The organism is Cryobacterium algoritolerans, from assembly GCF_004402785.1.
GTDB lineage: Bacteria > Actinomycetota > Actinomycetes > Actinomycetales > Microbacteriaceae > Cryobacterium > Cryobacterium algoritolerans.
The window spans coordinates 1-24,507 of sequence record NZ_SOFP01000013.1 but is presented as its reverse complement, the minus strand read 5'-3'; the positions used below and the strand labels follow the sequence as shown (position 1 = coordinate 24,507).

Sequence of the window (24,507 nt, the reverse complement as noted above, 5' to 3'; positions counted from 1 at the left end):
GGGACTCCTCCGGCCCGGGCGGCACCGCGGTGCCGCCCGAGGCCCGCGGCCGGCACGGCGTCGACGGAGAAGCCCGTGAACCGGTGCTCCCAGACACGATGGTGCTCGACACCATCGATCCGGATCCACCGGCCCCGGACGCCGCCACCATCCTCATTCACACGGCGAACGACTGGCTCAGCCAGGACCCCGACCCCGAAACCCAGGCCGAGCTGCGCCTGCTGGTGCGCGCCGCCGGCGATGGGGATGGGGCGGCGATCAGGGAGTTGCACACCCGCTTCGACGAACGGCTCGCCTTCGGCACGGCCGGTCTCCGGGGCGTCATCGCGGCCGGCTCGAACCGGATGAACCGCGTGCTCGTGTCCCAGGCCGCCGCCGGCCTCGCCGCGTACCTCCGGGGCGCCGCGTCGCCGGGATCGACCCCGTCGGTCGTGATCGGCTACGACGGACGCAAGAACTCCCATGTCTTCGCCACCGACACTGCGGCGATCCTGGCCGGTGCCGGCGTTCGGGCCATCCTGCTCCCCCGCCTGCTGCCCACCCCCGTGCTCGCCTTCGCGGTGCGGCACCTTGACGCGAGTGCCGGCGTGATGGTCACCGCGTCGCACAACCCGGCCAACGACAACGGCTACAAGGTCTACCTCGGCGGTGCGGACAACGGCTCGCAGATCGTCTCCCCCGACGACGCACGCATCGCGGCCGAGATCCTGCGGGTGGCGACCGAGCAGCGCGTGCCCGACCTCCCCCGGGCCGCCTACGAGACGGCGCCCGAATCCGTCGTGCAGGCGTACATCGACGCCACCGCCGACCTCGCCCACCGCCCGCGCGCACAGGTGAACACGGTGTACACGGCCCTGCACGGAGTCGGCTGGGACACGACCCGGCGCGTGCTGGAGGCCGCGGGCTTCGACCTGCCCACGCTCGTCGACGCCCAGATCGCCCCTGACGGCCATTTCCCCACCGTGGTGTTCCCGAACCCGGAGGAGCCGGGTGCCCTCGACCTGTCCTACGAGACCGCCCGGGAGGCCGGCGCCGAACTCATCATCGCCAACGACCCCGACGCCGACCGGCTCGCGATCGCGATCCCCGACCCGTCCTCCGACACCGGCTACCGCCGGCTGAGCGGGAACGAGGTCGGCGCCATCCTCGGCTGGCGCGCCGCCGAGCTCGCGACGAACGCGGCCGGCGACGGCGGGGCCAACGGCACCCTCGCCTGCTCGATCGTGTCCTCTCCTGCCCTGCAGGCGGTCGCCGCGGCCTACGGGCTGAAGTTCGCCGACACCCTCACCGGCTTCAAGTGGGTCTCTCGCGCGCCCGACCTGATCTTCGGCTACGAGGAGGCCCTCGGCTACCTCGTCAACCCCGGCACCGTGCGGGACAAGGACGGCATCTCCGCCGCCGTGGCCATGCTCTCGCTGGTCAGCGACCTCAAGGCCGACGGGCTCACCCTCGCCGACCACCTCGACCGGTTCAGCGCCAGGTTCGGCCACTTCGCGTCCGGCCAGATCTCGGTGCGGGTGACCGACCTCACGGAGATCGAACGCGTGATGACCCGCCTGCGCCAGAGCCCGCCGTCAGCGGTGGGCAGCATCCGGGTCGACCGTGTCGACGACCTGTCGGCCGGCTCCAACGGGCTGCCGCCGAGCGATGTGCTCCGGATCAGGCTCGTCGACGGCTCCCGCGTGATGGTTCGCCCGAGCGGCACCGAGCCCAAGCTGAAGGTGTACCTGGACACGAGCAGCACCGACGGCACCGTCGCCGAGCGGAAGGCCGCCGCCGAGGCGGCCCTCGCCGAACTCGACCAGGGCATGCGCGAACTGATCAGCTAGCCCGGCAGAACCCTGGGCGGGGAACTCCCTGGACAGGAATCCGCCCTCCGGGTTCGGGTATCGGTGTCGCCCGGCTCAGGATTGCCGGAACCGGTCAGCCCAGCGCCGTCTCCAGCTTCGCGGTGAGCTCGTCCACGTCGAAGTAATTGTCAATCACGACGATGTCGGCGTTGGTCTTGCCGATGGCGTCGACCAGCTCCGACGAGGTGAGGATCACTTGGGCGTCCAAACCGACGCTCTGCACACCGGCGATGTCCGTGGCCGTCACATCCGCCTCGATGTCCAGCCGCGCCAGGGCCCGCTCGGCGTTGACCTTGAGGATCGCGGACGTGCCGATTCCGACTCCGCACAGGGCGACGATCTTCATTACTGCTCCTCGGGTGGTGCGGTGACGCCGAGCAGGGCGCGGATGCTGTCGACATCCGTCGCCGCCGCCAGCGCCGGGATGATTCGGGGGTCGTTGAACACGTTGGCCAGTTCGGCTACGAGCAGCACGTGCTCGTCGCCGCTGGTGACGGCCAGGCCGAGCACGACGCTGACCGGGTCGTTGTGCGGGTGGCCGAACGCCACCGGCTCGGCCAGGGTGACGACGCTCAGTCCCTCGGTGTGAACGTCGGGTCCGGGCCGGGCATGCGCCAGCGCGAGGCCCGGCGCGATGACGACGTAGGCGCCGAACTCGTCGATCACTCCGATCATGCGCTTCGTGTACTCGGGCGAGGTCGACCCTGACAGTTCGAGGGCGTCACCGGCCGCGGCCACCGCACCTCGCCAGTCCTCGACGTGGACGCCGATCGCGATTGCGTCGGCGGGAAGGGGTGGCAGTGGCATGGGAGCTTTCACGGTATCGATCTGGTGGACATTAGTGTTTCAGACGCCTTCGAAGCCGGCGACGATGGCGTCGGCCAGCTCTTCGCGCTCCTCGAGCGGGAGGAACGTGGCCTGCGCGGCGTTGAGTTGGAAGACCTCGAGGTCGTCGATGTCGTAGCCGAATGCGTCGCTGAGCATGGCCAGTTCCCTGCTCAGGGTTGTGGCGCTCATCAGCCGGTTGTCGGTGTTCACGGTAACCCGGAAGCCGAGCTGGTACAGCAGGTCGAACGGGTGGTCGAGCAGGTCGTCGCCCCAGGCGGCGATCGCGCCGGTCTGCAGGTTTGACGATGGGCTGAGCTCGAGGGCGATCTCCCGGTCGCGCACCCACTGGGCCACCGGGCCGAGGGTCACGTAGGTGTTGTCGTCGGCGTCCTGACGGCCGACGACGATGTCTTCGGCGATGCGAACGCCGTGGCCGAGCCGCAGTGCGCGTCCGTCGAAGAGGGCGCCGCGGATGCTCTCCAGGCCGTCGGCCTCGCCGGCGTGCACGGTGACCGGCATGAATGCCGTGGCGAGGAAGTCGAACGCGTCACGGTGGTTGTGGGCCGGGAACCCCAGTTCGGCGCCGGCGATGTCAAAACCGACGACGCCCGCGGTGCGCTGGCGTACGGCCAATTCGGCAATTTCGAGGCTGCGGTCGGCGTGGCGCATGGCGGTGATCAGCTGGCCGATCTTGACGCTGTGGCCTGCCTCGGCGGCGGCGGCGATGCCCGCCTCGATGCCGGCCTGCACGGCCTGCACCGTCTGGTCCAGGGTGAGGCCCCGGGTCAGGTGCTGCTCGGGGGCCCAACGCACCTCGCCGTAGATGACGCCGTCGGCGACGAGGTCCTCCACGAATTCCCGGGCCACCCTGGTCAGGCCCTCCTCGGTCTGCATGACGGCGCAGGTGATGTCGAAAGTCTTGAGGTATTCGACCAGGGAGCCGGAGTTGGCCTGGTCGGCGAACCACTTGCCGAGGTCGGACTCATCCGTTGTCGGCAGGGTGAACCCGATCGCCTCGGCCAGCTCGATGATGGTGCCCGGGCGCAGCCCACCGTCGAGGTGGTCGTGCAGGGAGATCTTCGGCAGCGCGTTGATGCTGGTGCCGCCGGGCAGCAGGTAATCCTCTGGGCTCGTGTTCACGTTCCCAATCTACCGGCCACGACGCTGGGAGTCTCCTCGATTCGTCAACCCCGGCCGATTGACAGTCCGTGGATCGAACCGGCCCGCGCATGACTCCTGCAATTTCCCGCGCCAATTTCCCGCGCCAATTTGCCGGGACCCCGGAAAATCAAGGCAGCCGACGCGCGGGAACAGAAACTGCAGGAGCCATGCACAGGGCGGAGCGGGGCGGAGCGGGGCGGAGCGGGGCAGGTCAGCGACCGATGCGCTCGGCGATCAGGGGGCCGCCGTCCTGGATGGGCTCGCCGGGGTCGCCGATCCGGTAGGCGCCTTCCACGGCCTCGAGGGCACGGGCGAAACGCTCAGGCTCGTCGGCGCTGAGCGTGAACAGGGGCTGGCCGGCCCGCACGGTGTCGCCCGGCTTGGCGTGCAGGTCGATCCCGGCGGCGTGTTGCACCGGATCCTGCTTGCGGGCGCGACCGGCGCCGAGACGCCAGGCGCCGATTCCGAACGGCAACGCCTGTTGCTCCACGAGAACACCGTCTCGTTCGGCGGTGACGACATGGGTCTCCCGTGCGACCGGCAGGGTCGCATCCGGGTCGCCGCCCTGGGCGCGGATGACCTCCCGCCACTTGTCCATGGCGCGGCCGTCCTTCAGCGCGGCCTCGACATCGACGCCGGTGATCCCGACCAGGTCGAGCATCTCTCTGGCAAGGGCGACGGTGAGTTCGACGACGTCCGCCGGCCCGGCGCCGGCGAGCACCTCCACCGATTCGCGGACCTCGTTGGCGTTGCCGATGGCGTGACCGAGCGGCACGTTCATGTTGGTGAGCAGCGCCGACATCGCCACGCCCGCGTCTTCACCGAGGGCCACCATGGTGCGGGCGAGTTCGCGGGACCGGTCGATGTCCTTGAGGAAGGCGCCGGAGCCGAACTTCACGTCGAGCACGAGTGCGCTCGTGCCCTCGGCGATCTTCTTCGACATGATCGAGGATGCGATCAGGGGGATCGCCTCGACCGTGCCGGTGATGTCGCGGAGCGCGTAGAGCTTGCCGTCCGCCGGGGCCAGGCCGCGCCCTGCGGCGCAGATCACGCCGCCGTGGTCCCGCAGTTGCGCGAACATCTCCTCGTTGGTCAGGCTGGCGCGCCAACCCGGGATCGACTCGAGCTTGTCCAGGGTTCCGCCGGTGTGGCCGAGACCGCGACCGGAGAGCTGGGGAACGGCCGCGCCGAACACGGCGACGAGCGGCATCAGCGGCAGGGTGATCTTGTCGCCGACACCGCCGGTGGAGTGCTTGTCGGTGGTCGGCTTGCCGAGGCCGGTGAAGCTCATCCGCTCACCGCTGTTGATCATCGCCATCGTGAGGTCTTTGATCTCCCGGCGGTTCATTCCGTTGAGGAAGATCGCCATGGTCATCGCGGCCATCTGCTCGTCACCGACATAGCCGCGCGTGTACGCGTCGACCAGCCAGTCGATCTGGGCGGTGCTGAGCTCGCCGAGGTCGCGCTTGGTGTGGATCAGGTCCACGGCGTCGAAGGCCTCGATGCTGGTCTGGCTGTTGCTCACGATCACTCTTCCCGGTAGTCGGCGAGCTGCCTGGGCCCGAAGGCGTCCGGCAGCACCTCATCAATGGTTCGCACACCCGACACGGTGTCCAGCAGCATGCCGGGGGCCGAGTGTTCGTAGAGCAGCTGGCGGCACCGGCCGCAGGGCATCAGGGTGCCGCCGGCACCGTCGACGCAGGTGAAGGCCACGAGCTGCCCACCGCCGGTGAGGTGCAGCATGGAGACGAGCGCACACTCCGCACAGAGGGTGAGGCCGTAGGACGCGTTCTCGACGTTGCAGCCGGTGATCACCCGACCGTCGCTGACGAGCGCAGCGGCGCCGACCGGGAAGTGCGAGTACGGCGCGTAGGCGCTGCCCATTGCCTCAACCGCGGCCTCACGGAGAACACCCCAATCGACGTCGCCGGTAAAGGGCTGCTGGGCCGCTGCGGACCCGGTCACGACTTGATGTAGGGCTTGCCGCTGGCGGCAGGCCCCCTGGACTGGCCGACCAGGCCGGCGACGGCGAAGATCGTGACGAGGTAGGGCAGCATGAGCATGAACTCGCTCGGCACCGGGGATCCGATGATGCTGAGTACGTTCTGCAGGTTGCTGGCGAAACCGAACAGCAGGGCGGCGAGGGTGGCCCGGATCGGGTCCCACCGGCCGAAGATCACGGCGGCCAGCGCAATGAACCCGGCCCCGGCTGTCATTTCCTTGCCGAACGCGCCGACCGAGCCGAGGGTGAAGTATGCGCCGCCGAGGCCGACGATCGCGCCGGCGATGGACACGTTCCAGAACCTCGTCGAGGCGACGTTGATGCCAACGGTGTCGGCCGCCTGCGGGTGCTCACCGACGCTTCGCAGGCGCAGTCCCCACTTCGTGTGGAAGATCCCGTAATAGACCACGGCGACGGCCACATACATGATGTAGACGATCAGCGTCTGCCGGAAGAACACCGGACCGATGATCGGGATCTCGCTCAGGAGCGGAATGTTGATCCGTTCGAACCGGGGTGGCTGGTTCAGGAGGGCCGCGTTCGGCGCCATCACTTGCGAGTAAAGGAAACCGGTCAGGCCGATCACGAGCACGTTGAGCACGACGCCGACGATGACCTGGTCGACGAAATACTTGATCGCGAACGCGGCCAGCACCATGGACACGAGCACGCCGGCCAGCATCGCGGCCAGGAGACCGAGGAGCGGCTGGTGGGTGAGCGATGCGACCATCGCTGAGGTGAACGCACCGGCCAGCAGCTGGCCCTCGATGGCGATGTTGACCACGCCGACCCGCTCGGAGATCACGCCGCCGAGGGCGCCGAAGATGAGGGGAACCGCCAGGCTGAGCGACCCGAACAGCAGCCCCGGCACCGGGATGGATTTGTCGGCCGCGGCCCAGGCCAGGAAGCCGATCAGGACGAGCACGGCGTAGACGCAGATGAGCCAGATCGGCGCCCTGGCCTTGGCCCGCACCAGCCAGACGCTCACAGCGGTGATCAGGAGCAGCAGGACGGAGATCACAATGCCGGTCAGCCGGGTGGGCAGTTCGACGTCGGGCAGCTGGATCAGGTCGCTCGACGTGGACAACCGCATGATGCTGGTGCCGTCCCGGCCGAAGACCACCAGGAGCAGGAATCCGAGCACGGTGAAGATCGACAGGGAGATCGTCACCTTCCAGCTCTTCACGAACTCGAAATCGGGGCCTTCCGGCGTGGTGGGTTGTGCGGGCTGGACGACCGGAGCGACGGTGCTCATTTCGCTGCCACCTCCTGGGAAACGTTGACCTGGGTCTTGCGACGGGTGGTGCCCGGCACCGGCAGGCGGAAGATCGCCCGGACGAGCGGCGGGGCGGCGATGAAGAGCACGATCAGGGACTGCACGACGAGCACGATGTCGATCGGCACGCCCTCTGCGGCCTGCATCGAGAACCCGCCGGCCTTGAAGGCGCCGAACAGGATGCCGGCCCAGAAGACCCCCCAGGGCTTGGACCGGCCGAGCAGCGCCACCGTGATGGCGTCGAAGCCGATGCCGGAGTCGAGCCCGGCGCCGAAGCCGCTGGTGGTCGTGCCCAGGACCTGGTTGATCCCGGCCAGGCCGACCAGCCCACCCGAGAGCATCATCGCGTAGACATACATGCGCTTGACGCTGATGCCCGCCACCTTGGCCGCGTGCGGATTGAGCCCCACGGCCCGGAACTGGAAGCCGAGGTTGGAGCGCGCGAGCAGCCACCAGGTGAAGATCGTGGCGAGGATGGCCAGGATGAAGCCGAAGTGCAGGATGTAGTTCGGGCCGAGCAGGTCGGGGAAGACCGCCGTCACCTTGGTGGCCGGGCTCTTCGGGTTGTTCGACCCTGGGGTCTGCAGGAAGCCGTCGCGGAGCAGGTAGCTGACGAGGTAGAACGCCACGTAGTTGAGCATGATGGTTGTGATCACCTCATGGGCACCGGTGCGGGCCTTGAGCAGGCCCACGACGCCACCCCAGAGGGCACCCCCGAGGATGCCGACGACGAGTGCGACGATCAAGTGCAGCCCGTAGGGCAGGTCGACAGCGAAGCCGACCCAGCCGCCGAGCGCGGCCGCGATCAGCATCTGGCCGCGCCCGCCGATATTGAACATGCCCACCCGGAAGCCGAGCGCCACGCCGAGGCCGGCCATGATCAGCGGGGTCGCGAAGGTGAGCGTCTCGGTGAGGGGCTTGATCCCTGCGGCGAAACTCGGTCGACGGAAGTTGTAGACCGAACCCTGGAAGAGTGCCGAGTACGCCCCGGACACCGCGTTCCAGATCGCGGCCAGCGTGTCGCCGGGCCTGGAGAAGAAGTAACCGGCGCTCGCCTGGACATCCTTGTTGGTGAAGGCGATCATGACCGCGCCGACGACCAGCGCCAGCACGACGGCCAACACGGAGATGATGGCGCTGCCGGTGGTGATCTCACGGAACATCCGGTCCCAGCGGGAGGGCTGGCCGGCCGGCGAGGTTGCCGTGTCGGTAGCGGTCCCCTGACCCTGTGTGGTGCTCACGCTGCGGCTCCTTCTCCGGCGGGTGCTTCGCCCGCCATCATCAATCCCAGGACGGCGCGAGGGGTGTCGCCGGGCACGATGCCGACGATGCGCCCGCGGTACATGACCATGATCCGGTCGGCGAGGGCCGCGACCTCATCGAGTTCGGTCGAGATCACGACCACCGGCGTGCCGGAATCCCGGGTTGCCACGATGCGTTCGTGCACGAATTCGATCGACCCGACGTCGAGGCCGCGGGTGGGCTGTGCCGCGACGAAGAGGCGCAGGTCGCGGCTGAGCTCCCGGGCGAGGACGACCTTCTGCTGGTTGCCGCCGGACAGGCGCCCCACGGGAGTCTCGATGCCCTGTGAACGCACGTCGAATTCCTTGACCTTCTCCACCGCGAACTTCGCGAGAAGTGCGCGCTGCACGTTCCACCGCCTTACGAATGGTTCGTCGTTGGAACGGTCGAGCATGAGGTTCTCGGCGATGGTGAACTCGCCGACCAGCCCGTCCTCGGTGCGGTCCTCGGGGACGAAGCCGACTCCGGCCTCGAGCACCTGGCGCACGGAGTGGCCGCGCAGCGACTTGCCGTCGAGGGTGATCTCTCCGGAGACCCGCGGCTGCAGGCCCATCAGCGCCTCGGTGAGTTCGGTCTGGCCGTTGCCTTGGACCCCCGCGATGGCGAGGATCTCGCCCTTGTGTACTTCGAAGCTGACGTTGTTGACCAGGACCTGGCCGTGCGCGTCGAGCACGTTGAGGTTCGCCACGACGAGGGCGGCGTCACCGGGAATTGCCGGGGCTTTGTCCACGGTGAGGTCGACCGCGCGGCCCACCATCATGGTGGCCAGTTCCACGTTTGTCGCCGTCGGGGACGCTTCGCCGACCACGGCGCCGAGGCGGATGACGGTGATCCGGTCGGCGACGGCGCGCACCTCCCGCAGTTTGTGCGTGATGAAGACGATGGAGGTGCCGGCGTCCTTGAGCTGCCTCATGATGACCATGAGCTCGTCGGTCTCTTGCGGGGTGAGCACAGCGGTCGGCTCGTCGAAGACGAGCACCTTCGCGTCGCGAGAGACGGCTTTGATGATCTCGACCCGCTGCTGCACTCCCACGGGGAGGTCTTCGACGAGGGCGTCGGGGTCGACGTCGAAGCCGAACCGGTCGGAGATCTCGCGGACGCGCTTGCGGGCCGCCACCAGATCGAGGCGCCCGCCGGTCTTGGTGTCTTCGTGTCCGAGCATGACGTTTTCGGCGACGGTGAACACCGGGATGAGCATGAAGTGCTGGTGCACCATGCCGATCCCCGCGGCCATCGCGTCGCCTGGCCCAGCAAAGTGCTGAACGACGTCGTCAAGCAGAATCTCGCCCTCTTCGGCTCGGTACAGCCCGTAGAGCACGTTCATGAGGGTTGACTTGCCAGCGCCGTTCTCGCCCAACAGCGCATGGATTTCGCCGGCCTCGACGGTGAGGTTGATGTGGTCGTTCGCGACCAGGGCACCGAATTTCTTCGTAATGCCGCGAAGTTCGAGCTTCATGATCCCGATTCTATTGAGTGGGCGTGCATCTGAGATGGCACCTGCGCGAATGATGGTGTTTCCAAACCGATTTGCTCATATGTTGGCCCGGTCTGCTCGTCTGAGTAATTGATCGGCGCTTTTCAAGCGAAACGGGGAGGCCAGCGTGTCGCTGGCCTCCCCGCATCGTGGTGCTGGTGGTGTTATTTCGGGGTGGAGGGCGACTCGACCTTGAGCTTGCCGCTGATGATGTCGGCCTTGAGAGCGTCGACCTCTTTCACGAGCGCGGGGTCAACCTTGGATTCCCAGTCGTGCAACGGGGCGATGTCGACGCCCTTGTTCTCGAGCGTGCCCACGTACGGGGCGGCCGTGAAGTCACCCTTCGAGTCGTCGACGACGATCTGCTTGGTGGCGGCGGCCATCTGCTTGAGCACCGAGGTGAGGTACAGGGCCTTGAATTCGGGCGTGGTCTCGAACAGGTCGCTGTCGACGCCGATGATGGCGACGTCCTTGCCTGAGTCCTGGATGGCCTGCGCGGTACCCTGGAACAGCGGTCCCGCAACCGGCAGGATGATGTCGGCGCCCTGGTCGATCAGACCGGTGCTGAGCGCCTTGCCCTGGTTGATGTCGTCGAAGCTGCCGGCGAAGAGACCGGTCTGCGCGGCCTTGTCCCAGCCGAGAACCTTGACGGCCTTGCCCTTCTGGTCGTTGTAGTATTTGACGCCGTCGGCGAAGCCGTCCATGAAGATGGTGACGGACGGGAACTGGAGTCCGCCGTAGGTTCCGACGATTCCGCTCTTGCTGGTGCCGGCGGCGAGGTAGCCGGCCAGGAACGCGGCCTGCGCGGTGTCGTAGAGGACCGGCTTCACGTTGTCAAGCTTGAGCGGACTGAAGTCATCGTTCGAGAGGGCGGAGTCAATCAGGGCGAAGTGGGTCTTGGGGCTCGTCTTGGCCGCGTCGCGGGTGGCGTTGGCGAGGGCGAAGCCGACGGTGAGCACAAAGTTGCAGCCCTGGTCGACCATGCTGCTGGTGTTGCTGGCGTACTGGTCTTCCGACTTGGACTCGGCCTGCTTGAACTTAATCCCGAGCTCGTCGGCGGCCTGGGTCATCCCGTCGAAGCTGGACTGGTTGAATGACTTGTCGTCGAACCCGCCGAAGTCGGAGACGATGCACGGCCGATAGTTGGACGCCGCGGCCGAGCCGGAAGATCCGCCGCCGGTCGGTGCCGGGGCGCAGGCCGCGAGCAGGGCCACAACGCCGAGCGTGGCAAGACCGCTAAGAGCGGCCCTACGTTTCGTGATTGTCAAGATTGACCTCCTATGGTCGCCCGGCGCGGGTCCGCAGGGGCTGTGTTGGACTACACGTTACCGAATGTTTCACTGCTCAGATGAGCAAAATCAGGCTGCAACCGAATGGTTACCAAGCCGCGACATTCGTGCAGCCGCCGCGGCGCGAATGAGTGTCGCATCGGGAGTATTATCCAGCGTTCGCCGACCTCACCACCGGGTCCCGGTCAGAGGACGTCGGTGCTTCCGGAGAGCTTCAATGCGTCGACGACGGCCTTGACCTTCTGCGCGTTCGCGCTGGTCGTCACAAGCAGGGCGTCCGGCGTGTCGACCACGACGATGTCCTCCACTCCGATCAGGGCGATCATGCGCCCGGTGTGGCTGACGACGATTCCGCTCGACGAGTCGGCGAGCACGCGGGCTCCCTCGCCGAGGATGGCGAGGTCGCGCTTGCGGCCGTTCGCGTGGATCTTCGCGATCGAGGCGAAGTCACCCACGTCGTCCCAGTCGAACTGGCCGGGGATCACTGCGAGCTTGCCTCTGGCCGCGACGGGCTCGGCGACCGAGTAGTCGATCGCGATCTTCTTCAGCCGTGGCCAGACCCGGTCGACGATCGCGCCGCGGCGCGGGGTGTCCCAGACCTCGGCGAGTTCGAGCAGGCCGGCGAGCAGCTCAGGCTCGGCGGCGCCGATTTCCTCGAGCAGGCGATCGGCCCGCGCGATGAACATTCCGGCATTCCAGAGGTAATGCCCGTTCTTCAGGTATCCGCGAGCGGTGGCCAGATCGGGCTTCTCCACGAAGGAATCAACCGACAGCGCACTGTCGGCGCCCACGATCTCGAGCGCACCGGAGGTCTTGATATAGCCGAAGCCGATGGCGGGTTCGGTGGGACGGATGCCGATGGTGACGATGTAGCCGGCATCCGCGGCGGCGACGGCCTCGGCAACGGCCTGGCGGAACAGGATTGGGCCCTTGATCACGTGGTCGGCGGCGAAGGAGCCGATGATCACGCCGGGCTCGCGCTTCTCGAGGATCGCGGCGGCCAGGCCGATCGCAGCGGTGGACTCCCGCGGCTCGCTTTCCAGCACCACATTGTGGTCGGCCAGCTCGGGGAGCTGGGCCTCGACGGCGGCGCGATGGGCGCGTCCGGTCACCACCATGATTCGCTGGTCGCCGGAGAGCGGCGCCAGCCGGTCCCAGGTGTCGCGCAGCAGGGTCTGCCCTGACCCGGTCAGATCGTGCAGGAACTTGGGGGCGTCGGCGCGCGACAGCGGCCACAAGCGCGAGCCGATCCCGCCCGCCGGGATCACGCTGTAGAAACGAGCGAGGGCGTCCGAAGTAGCTGGCATCCGGCCAGACTACCGCCCGCACGTTGCCGTTCACCGTGCATTCACCGGCCGGACGCCGCGGCTGCCTACGCTCGCGGCATGAGGGTTGCGCTCATCACCGAAAGTTTCCTGCCCACCGTCAGCGGAGTCACCACCAGCGTCTGCAAGGTGCTCGAGCACCTGGCGCGCACCGGCCACGAGGCCATGCTGATCGCCCCCTCCGGCGCCCCCGCGGAGTATGCGGGCTTCCCCGTGCACAGCGTGCCGGCCCTGTCCTACCGTCAGTTTCCGGTGGGGATGCCCAGCCCGCACGTGCACCGGCTGCTCGCGGAGTTCGGCCCTGACGTGTTGCACGCCGCGTCACCGTTCCTGCTCGGCGCTCAGGGTATCGCCGCGGCGAACCGCCAGGGCATCCCCAGCGTCGCCGTGTTCCAGACGGATGTGGCCGGCTACGCCCGCCGGAACAAGCTCGGCCAGGCGGCCAACGCGGCCTGGCGTTTCGTGAAGTGGGTGCACGAGGGTGCCGACCTCACCCTGGTGCCGTCGACGGCGTCGATGCACGACCTCCGCCGGGTGGGCGTGCGGCGGCTGGCCCGCTGGACCCGCGGAGTGGACCTGGTCGGTTACCACCCGAATCGCCGCGGCGACCCGGCGGTCGCCGCCCTGCGCCGGCGGCTGGCCCCGAACGGCGAGGTCGTCGTCGGCTACGTCGGCCGGATGGCGCCGGAGAAGCAGGTCGAACGGTTCCGGGCGCTGCGCGGCGTGCCCGGCATCCGCCTGGCCCTGGTCGGCGACGGGCCGTCCGTGCCGTCGATCCGACGGGAACTCGCCGGGATGCCGGTGACCTGGCTGGGCAGGCTCGCCGGGCCGGAGCTGGCCGCGGCCTACGCGAGCTTTGACATTTTTGTCCACGCCGGCACCGAGGAAACCTTCGGCCAGACCATCCAGGAGGCGCACGCCGCCGGCCTGCCCGTCGTAGCCCCGCACGCCGGCGGTCCGATCGACCTGGTGGAGCACGGCGAGAACGGCCTCCTGTTCACCCCGGACGACGAACGGGACCTGCGCCGCTGCGTCTCCCGGCTCGCCGCAGACGCGCAGCTGCGCCACCGGATGGGCGAGGCCGGACGCCGCGGCGTGCTCGGCCGATCCTGGGAGAACGTGTGCGGAACCCTGCTCGATTACTACGATCAGGTCGTCGACGAACGCTCCGCGGTGCGGGCCACGGTGTCGGTTCCGCTGTCAATGCAGCGTTAGCCGTCCGCGGGGATAATATCTCGGCGCAGAGAGACTTAGGATGGTCTCACATGCGTTCTGCGCACCGTCGGCCTGACATCGTCGTGGCCGCTATCAGCCAGGGAGGGTTGGTCATGCCACAGCAATCGGCAGCGACACTTGCATCCCAGCAGAAGACGACATCACTTCGCCCCGCCGGCACCCTGTACCGGGGCCGCGAGGGCATGTGGTCATGGGTCCTGCACCGCATCACCGGTGTGGCGATCTTCTTCTTTCTGCTGGTCCACATTCTGGACACCGCGCTCGTGCGCGTCAGCCCGGAGGCCTACAACGGGGTGATCTCCAGCTACCAGACCCCGATCATGGGCCTCGGTGAGACCGCGCTCGTCGCGGCGATCGTGTTCCACGCGTTCAACGGGATCCGGATCATCCTGATCGACTTTTGGAACGCGAAGTACCAGAAGGTCATGTTCTACGTCGTGATCGGCCTCTGGGTCGTCACGATGCTGGGCTTCGTACCTCGCCACCTCTACAACGTGTTCAACAAATAGGCGGGAGACTCTCATGACATCCACCATCGACGCTCCCCGCAGCCCGTACTCCCGTTCGCCGCAGAAACGCGGCGTCAACTGGGAGAAGTGGGGCTGGATCTACATGCGCGTCTCCGGCGTCGTGCTGGTCGTGCTCATCTTCGGCCATCTCTTCGTCAACCTGATGATCGGCAAGGGCGTCGACGCCCTCAACTTCGCCTTCGTCGCCGGCAAGCTCGCGAACCCGTTCTGGCAGACCTGGGACGTGCTGATGCTCTGGCTCGCCCTGATCCACGGCGGCAACGGCATGCGCACCCTGGTCAACGATTATGCGACGACGCAGCTGACCCGCGGCATCCTCAAGTCGTCGATCCTCGCCGCCGTGGTCATCCTGATCGTGCTCGGCACGCTCGTCATCTATACCTTCGACGCCTGCCCGGCCGGATCACCGGCCAACCTTCTTCCCTCGTTCTGCTCGGCCAACTAGGAGCTGCACACACACACCATGACGGATGCACCCACAACAGCACCCACGGAGTCCACCATCGTTGATGGCGTTCACTACCACCAGTTCGACATCGTGATCGTGGGAGCGGGTGGGGCAGGCATGCGCGCCGCCATCGAAGCCGGCCCCGGCGCCAGCACCGCCGTGATCTCCAAGCTCTACCCGACCCGCTCCCACACGGGCGCGGCACAGGGCGGGATGGCCGCGGCCCTCGCCAACGTCGAAGAAGACAACTGGGAATGGCACACGTTCGACACCGTCAAGGGCGGTGACTACCTCGTCGACCAGGACGCGGCAGAGATCCTCGCCAAGGAAGCCATCGACGCGGTCATCGACCTGGAGAACATGGGCCTGCCCTTCAACCGCACGCCGGAGGGCAAGATCGACCAGCGCCGTTTCGGCGGCCACACCAGCGACCACGGCAAGGCGCCCGTTCGCCGGGCCTGCTACGCCGCCGACCGCACCGGCCACATGATCCTGCAGACCCTTTACCAGAACTGTGTCAAGCTGGGCATCAACTTCTTCAACGAGTTCTACGTGCTCGACCTTGTGATGACCGAGGTGGACGGCGTCGACCAGCCCTCCGGCGTCGTCGCCTACGATCTCTCCAGCGGCGAGCTGCACGTCTTCCAGGCGAAGGCGTTCATCTTCGCCACCGGCGGGTTCGGCAAGATCTACAAGACCACCTCGAACGCCCACACCCTCACCGGTGACGGCGTCGGCATCATCTGGCGCAAGGGCCTGCCGCTCGAGGACATGGAGTTCTTCCAGTTCCACCCGACCGGCCTCGCCGGGCTCGGCATCCTGCTGACCGAGGGCGCCCGCGGCGAGGGTGCCATCCTCCGCAACGCCGCCGGCGAACGGTTCATGGAACGCTACGCCCCGACGATCAAGGACCTCGCCCCGCGCGACATCATCGCGCGCTGCATGGTCAAGGAGGTCGCGGAGGGCCGCGGCGCCGGACCGAACAAGGACTACCTGTACCTCGACTGCACCCACCTGGGCGCCGAGGTCCTGGAGACCAAGCTCCCCGACATCACCGAGTTCGCCCGCACCTACCTCGGCGTCGACCCGGTCACCGAGCCGGTTCCGGTGATGCCGACCGCACACTACGCGATGGGCGGCATCCCGACCAACGTCAACGCGGAGGTGTTGCGCAACAACACCACCGTCGTGCCCGGCCTCTACGCGGCCGGCGAATGTGCCTGCGTGTCCGTGCACGGCTCCAACCGGCTCGGCACCAACTCGCTGCTGGACATCAACGTGTTCGGCAAGCGCGCCGGGAACAACGCGGTCGAGTACGTCAAGACGGCCGAGTTCGTGCCGCTGCCCGCCGACCCGGCGAAGGCCGTGCGCGGGCTGCTCGAGGGCATCCGTTCGTCGACCGGGACCGAGCGCATCGCGGTGCTCCGCAGGGAACTGCAGGAGACCATGGACGCGAAGGCGCAGGTCTTCCGCACCGACGAGTCGCTCTCCGACGTCACCAACGTCATCCACGGCCTGCGCGAGCGCTACAAGAACATCGGCGTGCAGGACAAAGGCCGCCGGTTCAACACCGACCTGCTCGAGGCCGTCGAACTCGGCTTCCTGCTCGACCTGGCCGAGGTGGTCGTCTACTCGGCCCGCAACCGGAAAGAGAGCCGCGGCGGCCACATGCGCGACGACTTCCCACTGCGCGACGACGAGAACTACCTCGTGCACACCATGGCGTACCTCACCGGTGACCCTCTCTCGGCCGACGCGGCCGACCACATTGCGCTCGACTGGAAGCCCGTCACCATTACGCGCTACCAGCCGATGGAAAGGAAGTACTGAGTGAGTACCGCAACGGCAACCCCACCCGCTGTGCCCGAGGAGATCCAGTCCTTCACCGTCACGCTGATCATCCGCCGGTTCAACCCGGAGGTCGACGACGAGCCGCACTGGGATGACTTCGACGTGCAGATGTACCCGACCGACCGGGTGCTCGACGCGCTGCACAAGATCAAGTGGGAGCAGGACGGCAGCCTCAGCTTCCGCCGTTCCTGCGCGCACGGCGTCTGCGGCTCGGATGCCATGCGCATCAACGGCCGCAACCGTCTCGCCTGCAAGACGCTGATCAAGGACCTCGACATCACCAAGCCGGTATACGTGGAGGCGATCAAGGGTCTGCCGCTCGAGAAGGACCTGATCGTGGACATGGAGCCGTTCTTCGAGTCGTTCCGGGCCGTGCAACCCTTCCTGGTCTCCCAGCAGAAGCCGAAGGACGGCAAGGAGCGCATCCAGACCGTCGCCGAACGCGCACGCTTCGACGACACCACCAAGTGCATCCTCTGCGCGGCCTGCACGTCGAGCTGCCCCGTGTTCTGGACCGACGGGCAGTACTTCGGACCGGCCGCGATCGTCAACGCGCACCGTTTCATCTTCGACTCGCGCGACGACAACGCAGCGGTCCGCCTCGACATCCTCAACGACAAGGAGGGGGTGTGGCGCTGCCGCACCACCTTCAACTGCACCGAGGCGTGCCCGCGTGGAATCCAGGTCACCCAGGCCATTTCCGAGGTCAAACAGGCCATGGTGCGCGGCCTCAAGTAACACGCAGATCGAGGTAGCCGGTGGCATCGACTCGGGTTTCGACGCCACCGGCTGGGTGAGGTCTCGCCCGGCCGTTTCGACCGAGGACGGAACCGTCCTGCCATCGCACGCTGCCCGCCCGTCTGCGCCTGGGTCCACCTGCACCGCGGGTGGCGCGCTCGCCATCCAGCCTCGGGTGGTGGATGGCCGACTCTGTTTGGGTCAACACTGAAATAGTGCCAGACCGTGGGCCCAGGTCGCAAGACCTGAGAGCGCCTCATTTTGAGATTGCACCCCGAACAGGGGGTGCGCGACCGGCCGTGGGGCAGTGGTTAGGCTGGAGCCGTGAAGAGCCACGCCCCCGTGAAGCAGGTAACCCTCCTGGCCCGGCGCGCCATGGCCTGGCGGCCGGTGCGCGCCGTCACCCACTTCGCCGAGACCGGCGGGGGCATCCTCGCCGCCGGCATGACCTACCAGGCGATCTTCGCGATCTTCGCGGCAATCTGGGTGGTGTTCTCCATCGCCGGGCTCGTGCTGGGCTCGAACGAGCAGGTCAGGAGCGCCCTGATCGACATCATCAACCAGTCCGTCCCTGGTCTCATCGGCACTGCCGGCGTGATCGACCCTCAGCAGCTCGCCGGTGCCGGCGTGCTGACCTGGACCGGCGCCGTGGCCCTCGTCGGCCTGCTCTGGACCACCCTGGGCTGGCTCTCCACAACCACCCAGGCCGTGCGCACCATCTTCCGGATGCCCAGGGACGCCACCTTTTTCGTGCTCGTCAAGCTTCGGGAACTGGGCCTCGGCATCCTCTTCGGCGTCGCCTTGATCGTGTCGGCGCTGATCTCCCTGGCCAGCACGGAGGCGCTCGGCGCGATCCTGGGCCTGCTCGGCGTCTCCCGGGAGTCCTTCTGGTTCAACGCCGGCGCGCGCACGATCGGGCTGTTCGTCGTTCTGGTGATCGACACGGCCACCCTCGCGACCCTGTTCAGGGTGCTCTCGCGGGTGTACATCCCGCGCCGGGAGCTGATCCTCGGGGCCACCCTCGGCGGGATCGCTCTGGGTGCCCTCAAGGTGCTCGGCGGAACGCTGCTCGGCCGGACCGGATCGAACCCGCTGCTGGCCACCTTCGCCGTGATCATCGGGCTCCTGATCTGGTTCAACCTGATGAACACTGTGATCCTGCTCACGGCCTCCTGGATCTCGGTCGGCATGGAAGACGCCGGTATCCCGCCGGTGCCGATCGACACGAAGCGGGCCGCAGTCGAACAGGCGGAGCGGGAGGAAGAGGCCCGCCGGATTGCCGCGCTGGCGGAGCTGCGTGATGCCCGCAATGCCCTTGACCACGCCCACTGGCGGCACCGGTGGACGGTCGCGCGCCGGCTGCGCAACGCTGAGCGGGCGGCCTCACGGTACGAAACCGCCAGGCCAGCGGGAGAAGCCGCCCGCCCAACCTAGACTTGGACCATGCCGTCCACGCCTGATTCCCCCTCCCCGGCCCAGCCGCTTCGCATCGCCAGCATCAACACGAACGGGGTGCGTGCCGCCTTCCGCAAGGGGATGGGTGAGTGGCTCGCCCAGCGGGACGTCGACATCCTCGCCATCCAGGAGGTGCGCGCGTCGACCGAAGACCTCGAGAACCTGCTCGGGCCGGAGTGGAGCATCCTGCACGACGCGGCGAGCATGAAGGGGCGGGCCGGCGTGGCGCTGGCCAGCCGCTCCACGGCGTCCATCCATCGGGTCGAGCTCGGCGCGCCCGACTTCGACAGCGCCGGCCGCTGGCTCGAGGCCGACTATGAGGTCAATGGCAAGATCGTCACGGTCGTGAGCACCTACGTGCACTCCGGCGAGGTCGACACCCCGAAGCAGGTCGAGAAGTACCGCTTCCTGGACGCGATGCTCGACCGGCTACCCGAGCTGGCCGCCCACAGCGAGCGGGCCGTCGTGCTCGGCGACCTGAATGTGGGCCACCGCAGGCTCGACATCAAGAACTGGCGCGGCAACGTGAAGCGCGCCGGCTTCCTCCCCGAGGAACGCGCCTATTTCGACCGGATCCTCGGCGCAGAGGACGCACCGGGCTACAACGACGGCGCCGGCCTCGGCTGGGTCGACGTGGGCCGCAAGTTTGCCGGCGAGGTCGACGGGCCGTTCACCTGGTGGTCGTGGCGGGGGCAGGCCTTCGACAATGACACCGGGTGGCGCATCGACTACCAGCTCGCGACGCCGACCCTCGCCGCATCCGTCACCAGCTACGCCGTCGACCGGGCCGACGCCTATGACCAGCGCTGGTCGGACCACACGCCGGTTGTCGTCGACTACCTCGTCTAACCCACCTTCTTCTCCTGCGCCGCCGGCACCCCCGGCGGCCCCACGCCACGAAAGATCCCATGAACAAGCCCCGCCTCTATTCCGGAATGCAGCCCTCCGCGGACTCCCTCCAGATCGGAAACTACATCGGCGCCCTGCTGAGCTGGAAGGCGCTGCAGCAGACCCACGACGCATACTTCTCGATCGTCGACCTGCACGCCCTCACCGTGGCTCAGGACCCGGTGAAGCTGCGCGAGAACACCCGGCGCACCGCGGCGCAGTACATTGCGAGCGGGATCGACCCGTCAGCGGCGACCCTGTACGTGCAGTCGCATGTTGCCGCGCACGCCCAGCTGGCCTGGGTGCTCAACACCATCACCGGGTTCGGCGAGGCCAGCCGGATGACCCAGTTCAAGGACAAGTCCGCCAAGCAGGGCTCCGACGGCACCACGGTCGGGCTGTTCGCCTACCCGATCCTGATGGCCGCGGACATCCTGCTCTACGACACGGTCGTCGTGCCCGTCGGCGAGGACCAGCGCCAACACGTCGAGCTCACCCGCGACATCGCGGCGCGGTTCAACTCGCGCTTCGGCGATACCTTCGTGATTCCGGAGGCAGACATCCAGAAGGAGACGGCGAAGATCTTCGACCTGCAGAACCCCACCGCAAAGATGTCGAAGTCGGCCGAGTCGCACGCCGGGGTGATCTGGTTGCTGGACGAACCGTCGGTCACGGCGAAGAAGATCATGCGGGCGGTGACGGACGCCGACGGCGGCGTCGTCTTCGACCGGGAGAACAAGCCGGGGGTCACCAACCTCCTCACGATTTACTCGACCATGGCCGAGCGCTCGATCCAGTCCCTCGAAGACGAGTATGCCGGCCGCGGTTACGGGGACCTCAAGAAGGGGCTCGCCGAGGTCGTCACGGGCACCTTCGGCCCGATCCGGGCGCGCGTGCTCGAGCTGCTGGGCGACCCGGCCGAACTCGACCGCCTGCTCGCCCACAACGCCGACCGCGCCGCCGGTGTCGCCAACGTCACCCTCGCCCGCGCGTTCGACCGCGTCGGACTCATCCCCCGCGCCTGATCATGAACCCGATCGGACTGTCGTCACCGCTGGTGCGGTTGGACCAGCCGACCGCCGATGACGCCGAGGCTGTGTTCGAGTACTGTCAGGACCCTGTGTTCGAGCGGTATCTCACCGTGCCGTGGCCGTACCGTCGCGAGTACGCGGATTCATTCATTTCGGAGTATGTGCCGGCGGCGTGGGCATCGGATCAGGAATATGCCTGGGCGGTTCGCGTACCGGAATCCCCCGCGTTGATCGGGGTGATCGGGCTTCGCATCCCCACCGCCTCCATCGGCTACTGGCTGGGCACACCACACCGCGGCCACGGTTACCTCCCGGAGGCGCAGCGACTCGTCGCTGACTGGGCGTTCTCCACCGGCGTCGTCGACGCCATCAACTGGCAGTGCGTTCCGGGGAACATCGCCTCGGCGCGCACCGCCCGGAAGACGGGCTTCAGTTTCCTCGGTGAGGCGCCCGCCGACCACCCGCACCGCGACGGGTCGTTTCCCTCGGCCTGGACCGGGCGCCTCCGCTCCGCCGACGACCGTCAGCCGAAGGCCGGCTGGCCCGCCGACGTGGTTGCCGGCTGAGTCATGGCCGCGCCCAGGAGCATCCCCTCGGTCACCCCATCCGTCGCGCCCTCCGTCGTCCTCTTCGACCTGGACGACACGCTGTTCGCGCATCGCGGCGCGGTCGCCGACGGAATCCTGCGGTATCTTGCGGCCCTGGGTGGCCCGTTCGACGGCGTCGACACGGCCCGCGCGGTCGCGCTCTGGCAGGAGCTGGAGGAGAGGCACTACCACTCCTACCTCGCCGGGCGACTGGACTTCCCCGGCCAGCGGCGGGAGCGGGCCCGTGACTTCGCTGCGGCGCACGGGGTTCCCCTGACCGACCAGGAGGCGGCGGACTGGTTCGGCACCTACTTCGAGCACTACCGGGCGAGTTGGCGGCTGCACGATGACGTCCTGCCCTGTCTGGCAACCCTCGAGGGTGAGTTCCCGGGCATCCGTTTCGGGCTGATCACCAATGGTGAGGGCTCGCACCAGCAGCCCAAGCTCGAGCGCACGGGCCTCGACGGCCGGCTGGAACGGGTCATCACCTCAGCTGCGTTCGGCGTGGCCAAACCCGACCGCCGCATCTTCGAGCACGCCTGCACGGTCTTCGGGGTCAGGCCCGGCGAGGCGGCCTATGTCGGCGACCGACTCCGGACCGACGCGATTGGAGCGGCGGCCGCCGGCCTCACCGCGATCTGGCTCGACCGGCGGGACGCCGCGGTGGACCCGGCGGATGCCGCCGACGCCGCCCGTCTCGGCGTGCTCCGGATCACCGGCCTGGCCGGGCTGCCCGCCGCCCTCACCTCCCGCACCCTCCTCGCGCGTGGTGGCTAACTCAGGAGACGCGAGCCCCCCACTCGGGCGAACCGCAGAACTGCTGGACGCCGAAAGTCGCCTTGGGCTGGATCTCCTGAGTTACCCCGCTCCCGGAGCCCGACCTCGGCCCCTCTGGCCGGTGACCGGTCAGAGGATGACCGTACGATACCGGCTACTTGCCGCAAGTAGGCCGCCAATGGCCGCCACGACACGGTCCGGACGGTACATGATGTCGCGGTAGAGGACGCGGAGACTCAGGTAACCCCTCATCGCCAGGTCGCAATCTCGTGTACGGTCGCGCGCCTGCGCCTCCCACCCCTCGTGGAATCGTCGGCTGTCCGCCTCGACGACGAGGCATCCCTCCACGACCATATCGACGCGGCCGACACCGTCAACCGTCACCTGGATCTCGACGTCGTATCCGGCCTTCTGCACGATGAACCGAAGCACAGTCTCCTGTCCTGACTCACTGCGCCGGTCAATGAGCGGACGCAGGTATTGGATGCTTGCGGGCAACGCCGCGAAGATCGCTGGAACGGCCTCCGGTTTGATGAGCCGTTGGTGCAACGCGTTGTCAATGGACGCGAGCGCGAATCGAGGTTCCTGGCACCGGACGATCTGCACCAACGCATCGGCCAGACCGATGCTGTACTCAGTGCCGGAATCCGGCTCGATCAACTTGCCCCAATGCAGTTGCGCACCGTCGCGGTTCTGGTCGTTGAGCAACTGGAATCGGTTGTGCGGCGCACGCAGCCTCGACGCGTTCGGGACAAGAACGATGTGGGTGAAAGTGTTGTCGAGCACGAAGGCCCCGCACTGAGCGGCAGCGGAGACACACGCGAGCCGTCCTCCCAGGCGCACGGCTGCGAGGATGTGCCGGTCAATGTCTGGCAAGGCATAGTGCCCCCGCCTCGCTCGGACCAGCGAACCGCTCCCCGTGGCAGCGCGCAGAGCGCGCCAATTTGCCCCGGCTGCCACCAGCGCCTTCGTCTCGGCGATACGCACGTCGTTCTCACGGAAGTAGTCGGTCCAGGTCATGGCGGGAAGTGTCGTAGACCCAGCGAGCCGCCACCCTGCGGGAACGCAAACTGTGGACAATACAGATCCGCGGGAAATGTGCACAACAGCAATCGAGCGCAGCGCGGTGGCTAACTCAGGAGAACGGCGGCTCAGGACCCACCCCCGTCGCACTGGTTCGCGCCAGGTTGACGCCGCTGAGCGGGATCTCCTGAGTTAGCCACAGAGGTCGAGAGGCCATGGTGGAGCAGCGGCGGGGGCGGATGACGAAAACCCGGCGGCCTGAGGTGGGCGCCGGGTTTCCGCAAAGCAGGTGGTGCAGGTGGTGCAGGTGGTGCAGGTGGTGCAGGTGGTGCAGGTGGTGCAGGTGGTGCAGGTGGTGCAGGTGGTGCAGGTGGTGCAGGTGGTGCAGGTGGTGCAGGTGGTGGACTAGACGACGTCTTCGTCGACCCAGTCGAGGGACTTGGTGACGGCCTTCTTCCAGTTGCGCAGCAGGCGGTCGCGCTCGGCAACATCCATCTGCGGCTCCCAGCGGGAGTCCTCCTGCCAGTTGGCGCGGAGCTCGTCGAGGCTGCTCCAGAAGCCGACCGCGAGGCCGGCCGCGTAGGCGGCGCCGAGTGCGGTGGTCTCCGCCACGACCGGCCGCACGACGGATACGCCGAGGATGTCGGCCTGGAACTGCATCAGCAGGCCGTTGGCCGAGGCACCGCCGTCGACCTTGAGCTCGGTCAGCGGAACCCCGGAGTCGGCGTTGACCGCGTCCAGCACCTCTCGGGTCTGATAGGCGATCGCCTCGAGCGCGGCACGGGCGATGTGGCCCTTATTCACGAAGCGGGTCAGGCCGACCAGGGCGCCGCGGGCATCCGAGCGCCAGTACGGCGCGAACAGGCCGGAGAACGCGGGCACGAAGTAGGCGCCGCCGTTGTCCTTGACCGAGAGCGCAAGCGCCTCGACCTCGGCGGCCGAGCCGACGATGCCGAGGTTGTCGCGCAGCCACTGCACGAGTGCCCCGGTGACGGCGATCGATCCCTCCAGCGCATAGTGGGTTTCCGCGTCGCCGAGCTTGTAGCCGACCGTGGTGAGCAGGCCGTTCTTGGAGTGCACGATCTCGGTGCCGGTGTTGAAGATGAGGAAGTTACCGGTGCCGTAGGTGTTCTTCGCCTCGCCCTGGTCGAATGCGGCCTGGCCGAAGGTCGCGGCCTGCTGGTCACCGAGGATGCCCGCGATCGGCACCTCGCGGAGCAGACTGTGCTCATTGACGATGCCGTAGACCTCGGAGGAGGAGCGGATCTCGGGCAGCATCGAGCGGGGCACGTCGAACGCGGCGAGGATGTCGTCGTCCCACTGGAGGGTCTCCAGGTCCATGAACATGGTGCGGCTGGCGTTGGTGACGTCGGTCGCGTGCACGCCGCCCTCGAGCCCGCCGGTCAGGTTCCAGAGCACCCACGAGTCGGTCGTGC

General features: G+C 67.7%; 23 protein-coding genes. 11 read left to right on the top strand and 12 right to left on the bottom strand.

The features are described 5' to 3' along the window. The first annotated feature begins 98 nt into the window (after positions 1-98). Positions 99-1,829, top strand: a complete 1,731-nt coding sequence (locus tag E3O19_RS03250; RefSeq protein ID WP_134565334.1) for a phospho-sugar mutase — start codon at positions 99-101, stop codon at positions 1,827-1,829. Positions 1,830-1,923: 94 nt separating this feature from the next. Here the strand turns inward: E3O19_RS03250 and E3O19_RS03245 are convergent, their stop codons facing one another. From E3O19_RS03245 to E3O19_RS03200, 10 genes are all read right to left on the bottom strand, one after another. Then, positions 1,924-2,196, bottom strand: a complete 273-nt coding sequence (locus E3O19_RS03245; RefSeq protein ID WP_134565202.1) for a PTS sugar transporter subunit IIB — start codon at positions 2,194-2,196, stop codon at positions 1,924-1,926. Beyond that, entirely contained in the window at positions 2,196-2,657 is a 462-nt protein-coding gene (locus E3O19_RS03240; protein WP_134565200.1) for a PTS sugar transporter subunit IIA, read from the bottom strand. The genes E3O19_RS03245 and E3O19_RS03240 overlap by 1 nt, the downstream gene beginning before the upstream one ends. Before the next feature lie 39 nt (positions 2,658-2,696). Beyond that, on the bottom strand, positions 2,697-3,818 hold the full coding sequence (locus E3O19_RS03235; RefSeq protein ID WP_134565198.1) for an adenosine deaminase: 1,122 nt from the start codon (positions 3,816-3,818) through the stop codon (positions 2,697-2,699). 232 nt (positions 3,819-4,050) lie between these two features. Further along, complete coding sequence (locus tag E3O19_RS03230; RefSeq protein WP_134565196.1) at positions 4,051-5,364, bottom strand: thymidine phosphorylase; 1,314 nt, start codon at positions 5,362-5,364, stop codon at positions 4,051-4,053. A 2-nt stretch (positions 5,365-5,366) separates the two neighbouring features. Continuing rightward, on the bottom strand, positions 5,367-5,804 hold the full coding sequence (locus tag E3O19_RS03225) for a cytidine deaminase (protein WP_134565194.1): 438 nt from the start codon (positions 5,802-5,804) through the stop codon (positions 5,367-5,369). Then, positions 5,801-7,096 carry an ABC transporter permease gene (locus E3O19_RS03220; protein ID WP_134565193.1) on the bottom strand — a complete coding sequence of 432 codons (1,296 nt, stop codon included), beginning with the start codon at positions 7,094-7,096 and terminating at the stop codon, positions 5,801-5,803. Before E3O19_RS03220 ends, E3O19_RS03225 begins: the two co-directional genes overlap by 4 nt. Then, entirely contained in the window at positions 7,093-8,358 is a 1,266-nt protein-coding gene (locus E3O19_RS03215) for an ABC transporter permease (RefSeq protein WP_241981161.1), read from the bottom strand. Before E3O19_RS03215 ends, E3O19_RS03220 begins: the two co-directional genes overlap by 4 nt. Beyond that, positions 8,355-9,875, bottom strand: a complete 1,521-nt coding sequence (locus tag E3O19_RS03210) for an ABC transporter ATP-binding protein (RefSeq protein WP_134565191.1) — start codon at positions 9,873-9,875, stop codon at positions 8,355-8,357. The genes E3O19_RS03215 and E3O19_RS03210 overlap by 4 nt, the downstream gene beginning before the upstream one ends. 182 nt (positions 9,876-10,057) lie before the next feature. Then, a complete protein-coding gene (locus tag E3O19_RS03205; RefSeq protein WP_134565189.1) occupies positions 10,058-11,161 on the bottom strand; it encodes a BMP family lipoprotein in 1,104 nt (367 codons plus the stop codon). Between the two features lie 206 nt (positions 11,162-11,367). Beyond that, the gene (locus E3O19_RS03200; protein ID WP_134565188.1) at positions 11,368-12,489 is read right to left on the bottom strand and encodes a mannose-1-phosphate guanylyltransferase; all 1,122 of its coding nucleotides are present in this window, start codon (positions 12,487-12,489) and stop codon (positions 11,368-11,370) included. Between the two features lie 78 nt (positions 12,490-12,567). On the opposite strand from E3O19_RS03200, the gene E3O19_RS03195 reads away from it, so the two are divergent. From E3O19_RS03195 to E3O19_RS03150, 10 genes are all read left to right on the top strand, one after another. Then, entirely contained in the window at positions 12,568-13,722 is a 1,155-nt protein-coding gene (locus tag E3O19_RS03195) for a glycosyltransferase family 4 protein (RefSeq protein ID WP_134565186.1), read from the top strand. Between the two features lie 113 nt (positions 13,723-13,835). Then, positions 13,836-14,252, top strand: coding sequence for a succinate dehydrogenase, cytochrome b556 subunit (sdhC, locus tag E3O19_RS03190; RefSeq protein ID WP_134565185.1), 417 nt, complete (start codon positions 13,836-13,838; stop codon positions 14,250-14,252). A gap of 13 nt (positions 14,253-14,265) precedes the next feature. Next, positions 14,266-14,718 carry a succinate dehydrogenase hydrophobic membrane anchor subunit gene (locus E3O19_RS03185; protein ID WP_134565183.1) on the top strand — a complete coding sequence of 151 codons (453 nt, stop codon included), beginning with the start codon at positions 14,266-14,268 and terminating at the stop codon, positions 14,716-14,718. Between the two features lie 18 nt (positions 14,719-14,736). After that, positions 14,737-16,551 carry a succinate dehydrogenase flavoprotein subunit gene (gene sdhA / locus E3O19_RS03180; RefSeq protein WP_134565182.1) on the top strand — a complete coding sequence of 605 codons (1,815 nt, stop codon included), beginning with the start codon at positions 14,737-14,739 and terminating at the stop codon, positions 16,549-16,551. Next, positions 16,552-17,310 carry a succinate dehydrogenase iron-sulfur subunit gene (locus E3O19_RS03175; protein ID WP_134565180.1) on the top strand — a complete coding sequence of 253 codons (759 nt, stop codon included), beginning with the start codon at positions 16,552-16,554 and terminating at the stop codon, positions 17,308-17,310. Positions 17,311-17,634: 324 nt separating this feature from the next. Next, the gene (locus E3O19_RS03170; RefSeq protein WP_134565176.1) at positions 17,635-18,744 is read left to right on the top strand and encodes a YihY/virulence factor BrkB family protein; all 1,110 of its coding nucleotides are present in this window, start codon (positions 17,635-17,637) and stop codon (positions 18,742-18,744) included. Positions 18,745-18,753: 9 nt separating this feature from the next. Then, complete coding sequence (locus tag E3O19_RS03165; protein ID WP_134565174.1) at positions 18,754-19,614, top strand: exodeoxyribonuclease III; 861 nt, start codon at positions 18,754-18,756, stop codon at positions 19,612-19,614. 59 nt (positions 19,615-19,673) lie between these two features. Continuing rightward, positions 19,674-20,678 (top strand): tryptophan--tRNA ligase, encoded by a 1,005-nt coding sequence (gene trpS / locus E3O19_RS03160; RefSeq protein ID WP_134565173.1) that lies wholly within the window; start codon positions 19,674-19,676, stop codon positions 20,676-20,678. Between the two features lie 2 nt (positions 20,679-20,680). Next, a complete protein-coding gene (locus E3O19_RS03155) occupies positions 20,681-21,250 on the top strand; it encodes a GNAT family N-acetyltransferase (RefSeq protein WP_134565172.1) in 570 nt (189 codons plus the stop codon). Between the two features lie 3 nt (positions 21,251-21,253). After that, the gene (locus E3O19_RS03150; RefSeq protein WP_134565171.1) at positions 21,254-22,048 is read left to right on the top strand and encodes an HAD family hydrolase; all 795 of its coding nucleotides are present in this window, start codon (positions 21,254-21,256) and stop codon (positions 22,046-22,048) included. A 129-nt stretch (positions 22,049-22,177) separates the two neighbouring features. Here E3O19_RS03150 and E3O19_RS03145 read toward each other — a convergent pair whose 3' ends face one another. Then, positions 22,178-23,068, bottom strand: a complete 891-nt coding sequence (locus E3O19_RS03145) for an endonuclease domain-containing protein (RefSeq protein ID WP_134565170.1) — start codon at positions 23,066-23,068, stop codon at positions 22,178-22,180. A 408-nt stretch (positions 23,069-23,476) separates the two neighbouring features. Then, positions 23,477-24,507 (bottom strand): FGGY family carbohydrate kinase (locus tag E3O19_RS03140; RefSeq protein WP_134565169.1); only part of this gene is annotated, 1,031 nt, incomplete at its 5' end.

Bases quoted from the DNA above. Each gene is read 5' to 3' on its own strand.
- E3O19_RS03195 (WP_134565186.1), top strand. From the start codon at position 12,568: ATGAGGGTTGCGCTCATCACCGAAAGTTTCCTGCCCACCGTCAGCGGA.
- sdhA (WP_134565182.1), top strand. From the start codon at position 14,737: ATGACGGATGCACCCACAACAGCACCCACGGAGTCCACCATCGTTGAT.
- E3O19_RS03220 (WP_134565193.1), bottom strand. From the start codon at position 7,096: ATGAGCACCGTCGCTCCGGTCGTCCAGCCCGCACAACCCACCACGCCG.
- E3O19_RS03210 (WP_134565191.1), bottom strand. From the start codon at position 9,875: ATGAAGCTCGAACTTCGCGGCATTACGAAGAAATTCGGTGCCCTGGTC.
- E3O19_RS03200 (WP_134565188.1), bottom strand. From the start codon at position 12,489: ATGCCAGCTACTTCGGACGCCCTCGCTCGTTTCTACAGCGTGATCCCG.
- E3O19_RS03250 (WP_134565334.1), top strand. From the start codon at position 99: ATGGTGCTCGACACCATCGATCCGGATCCACCGGCCCCGGACGCCGCC.
- E3O19_RS03185 (WP_134565183.1), top strand. From the start codon at position 14,266: ATGACATCCACCATCGACGCTCCCCGCAGCCCGTACTCCCGTTCGCCG.
- E3O19_RS03245 (WP_134565202.1), bottom strand. From the start codon at position 2,196: ATGAAGATCGTCGCCCTGTGCGGAGTCGGAATCGGCACGTCCGCGATC.
- sdhC (WP_134565185.1), top strand. From the start codon at position 13,836: ATGCCACAGCAATCGGCAGCGACACTTGCATCCCAGCAGAAGACGACA.
- E3O19_RS03165 (WP_134565174.1), top strand. From the start codon at position 18,754: ATGCCGTCCACGCCTGATTCCCCCTCCCCGGCCCAGCCGCTTCGCATC.
- E3O19_RS03145 (WP_134565170.1), bottom strand. From the start codon at position 23,068: ATGACCTGGACCGACTACTTCCGTGAGAACGACGTGCGTATCGCCGAG.
- E3O19_RS03150 (WP_134565171.1), top strand. From the start codon at position 21,254: ATGGCCGCGCCCAGGAGCATCCCCTCGGTCACCCCATCCGTCGCGCCC.
- trpS (WP_134565173.1), top strand. From the start codon at position 19,674: ATGAACAAGCCCCGCCTCTATTCCGGAATGCAGCCCTCCGCGGACTCC.
- E3O19_RS03240 (WP_134565200.1), bottom strand. From the start codon at position 2,657: ATGCCACTGCCACCCCTTCCCGCCGACGCAATCGCGATCGGCGTCCAC.
- E3O19_RS03155 (WP_134565172.1), top strand. From the start codon at position 20,681: ATGAACCCGATCGGACTGTCGTCACCGCTGGTGCGGTTGGACCAGCCG.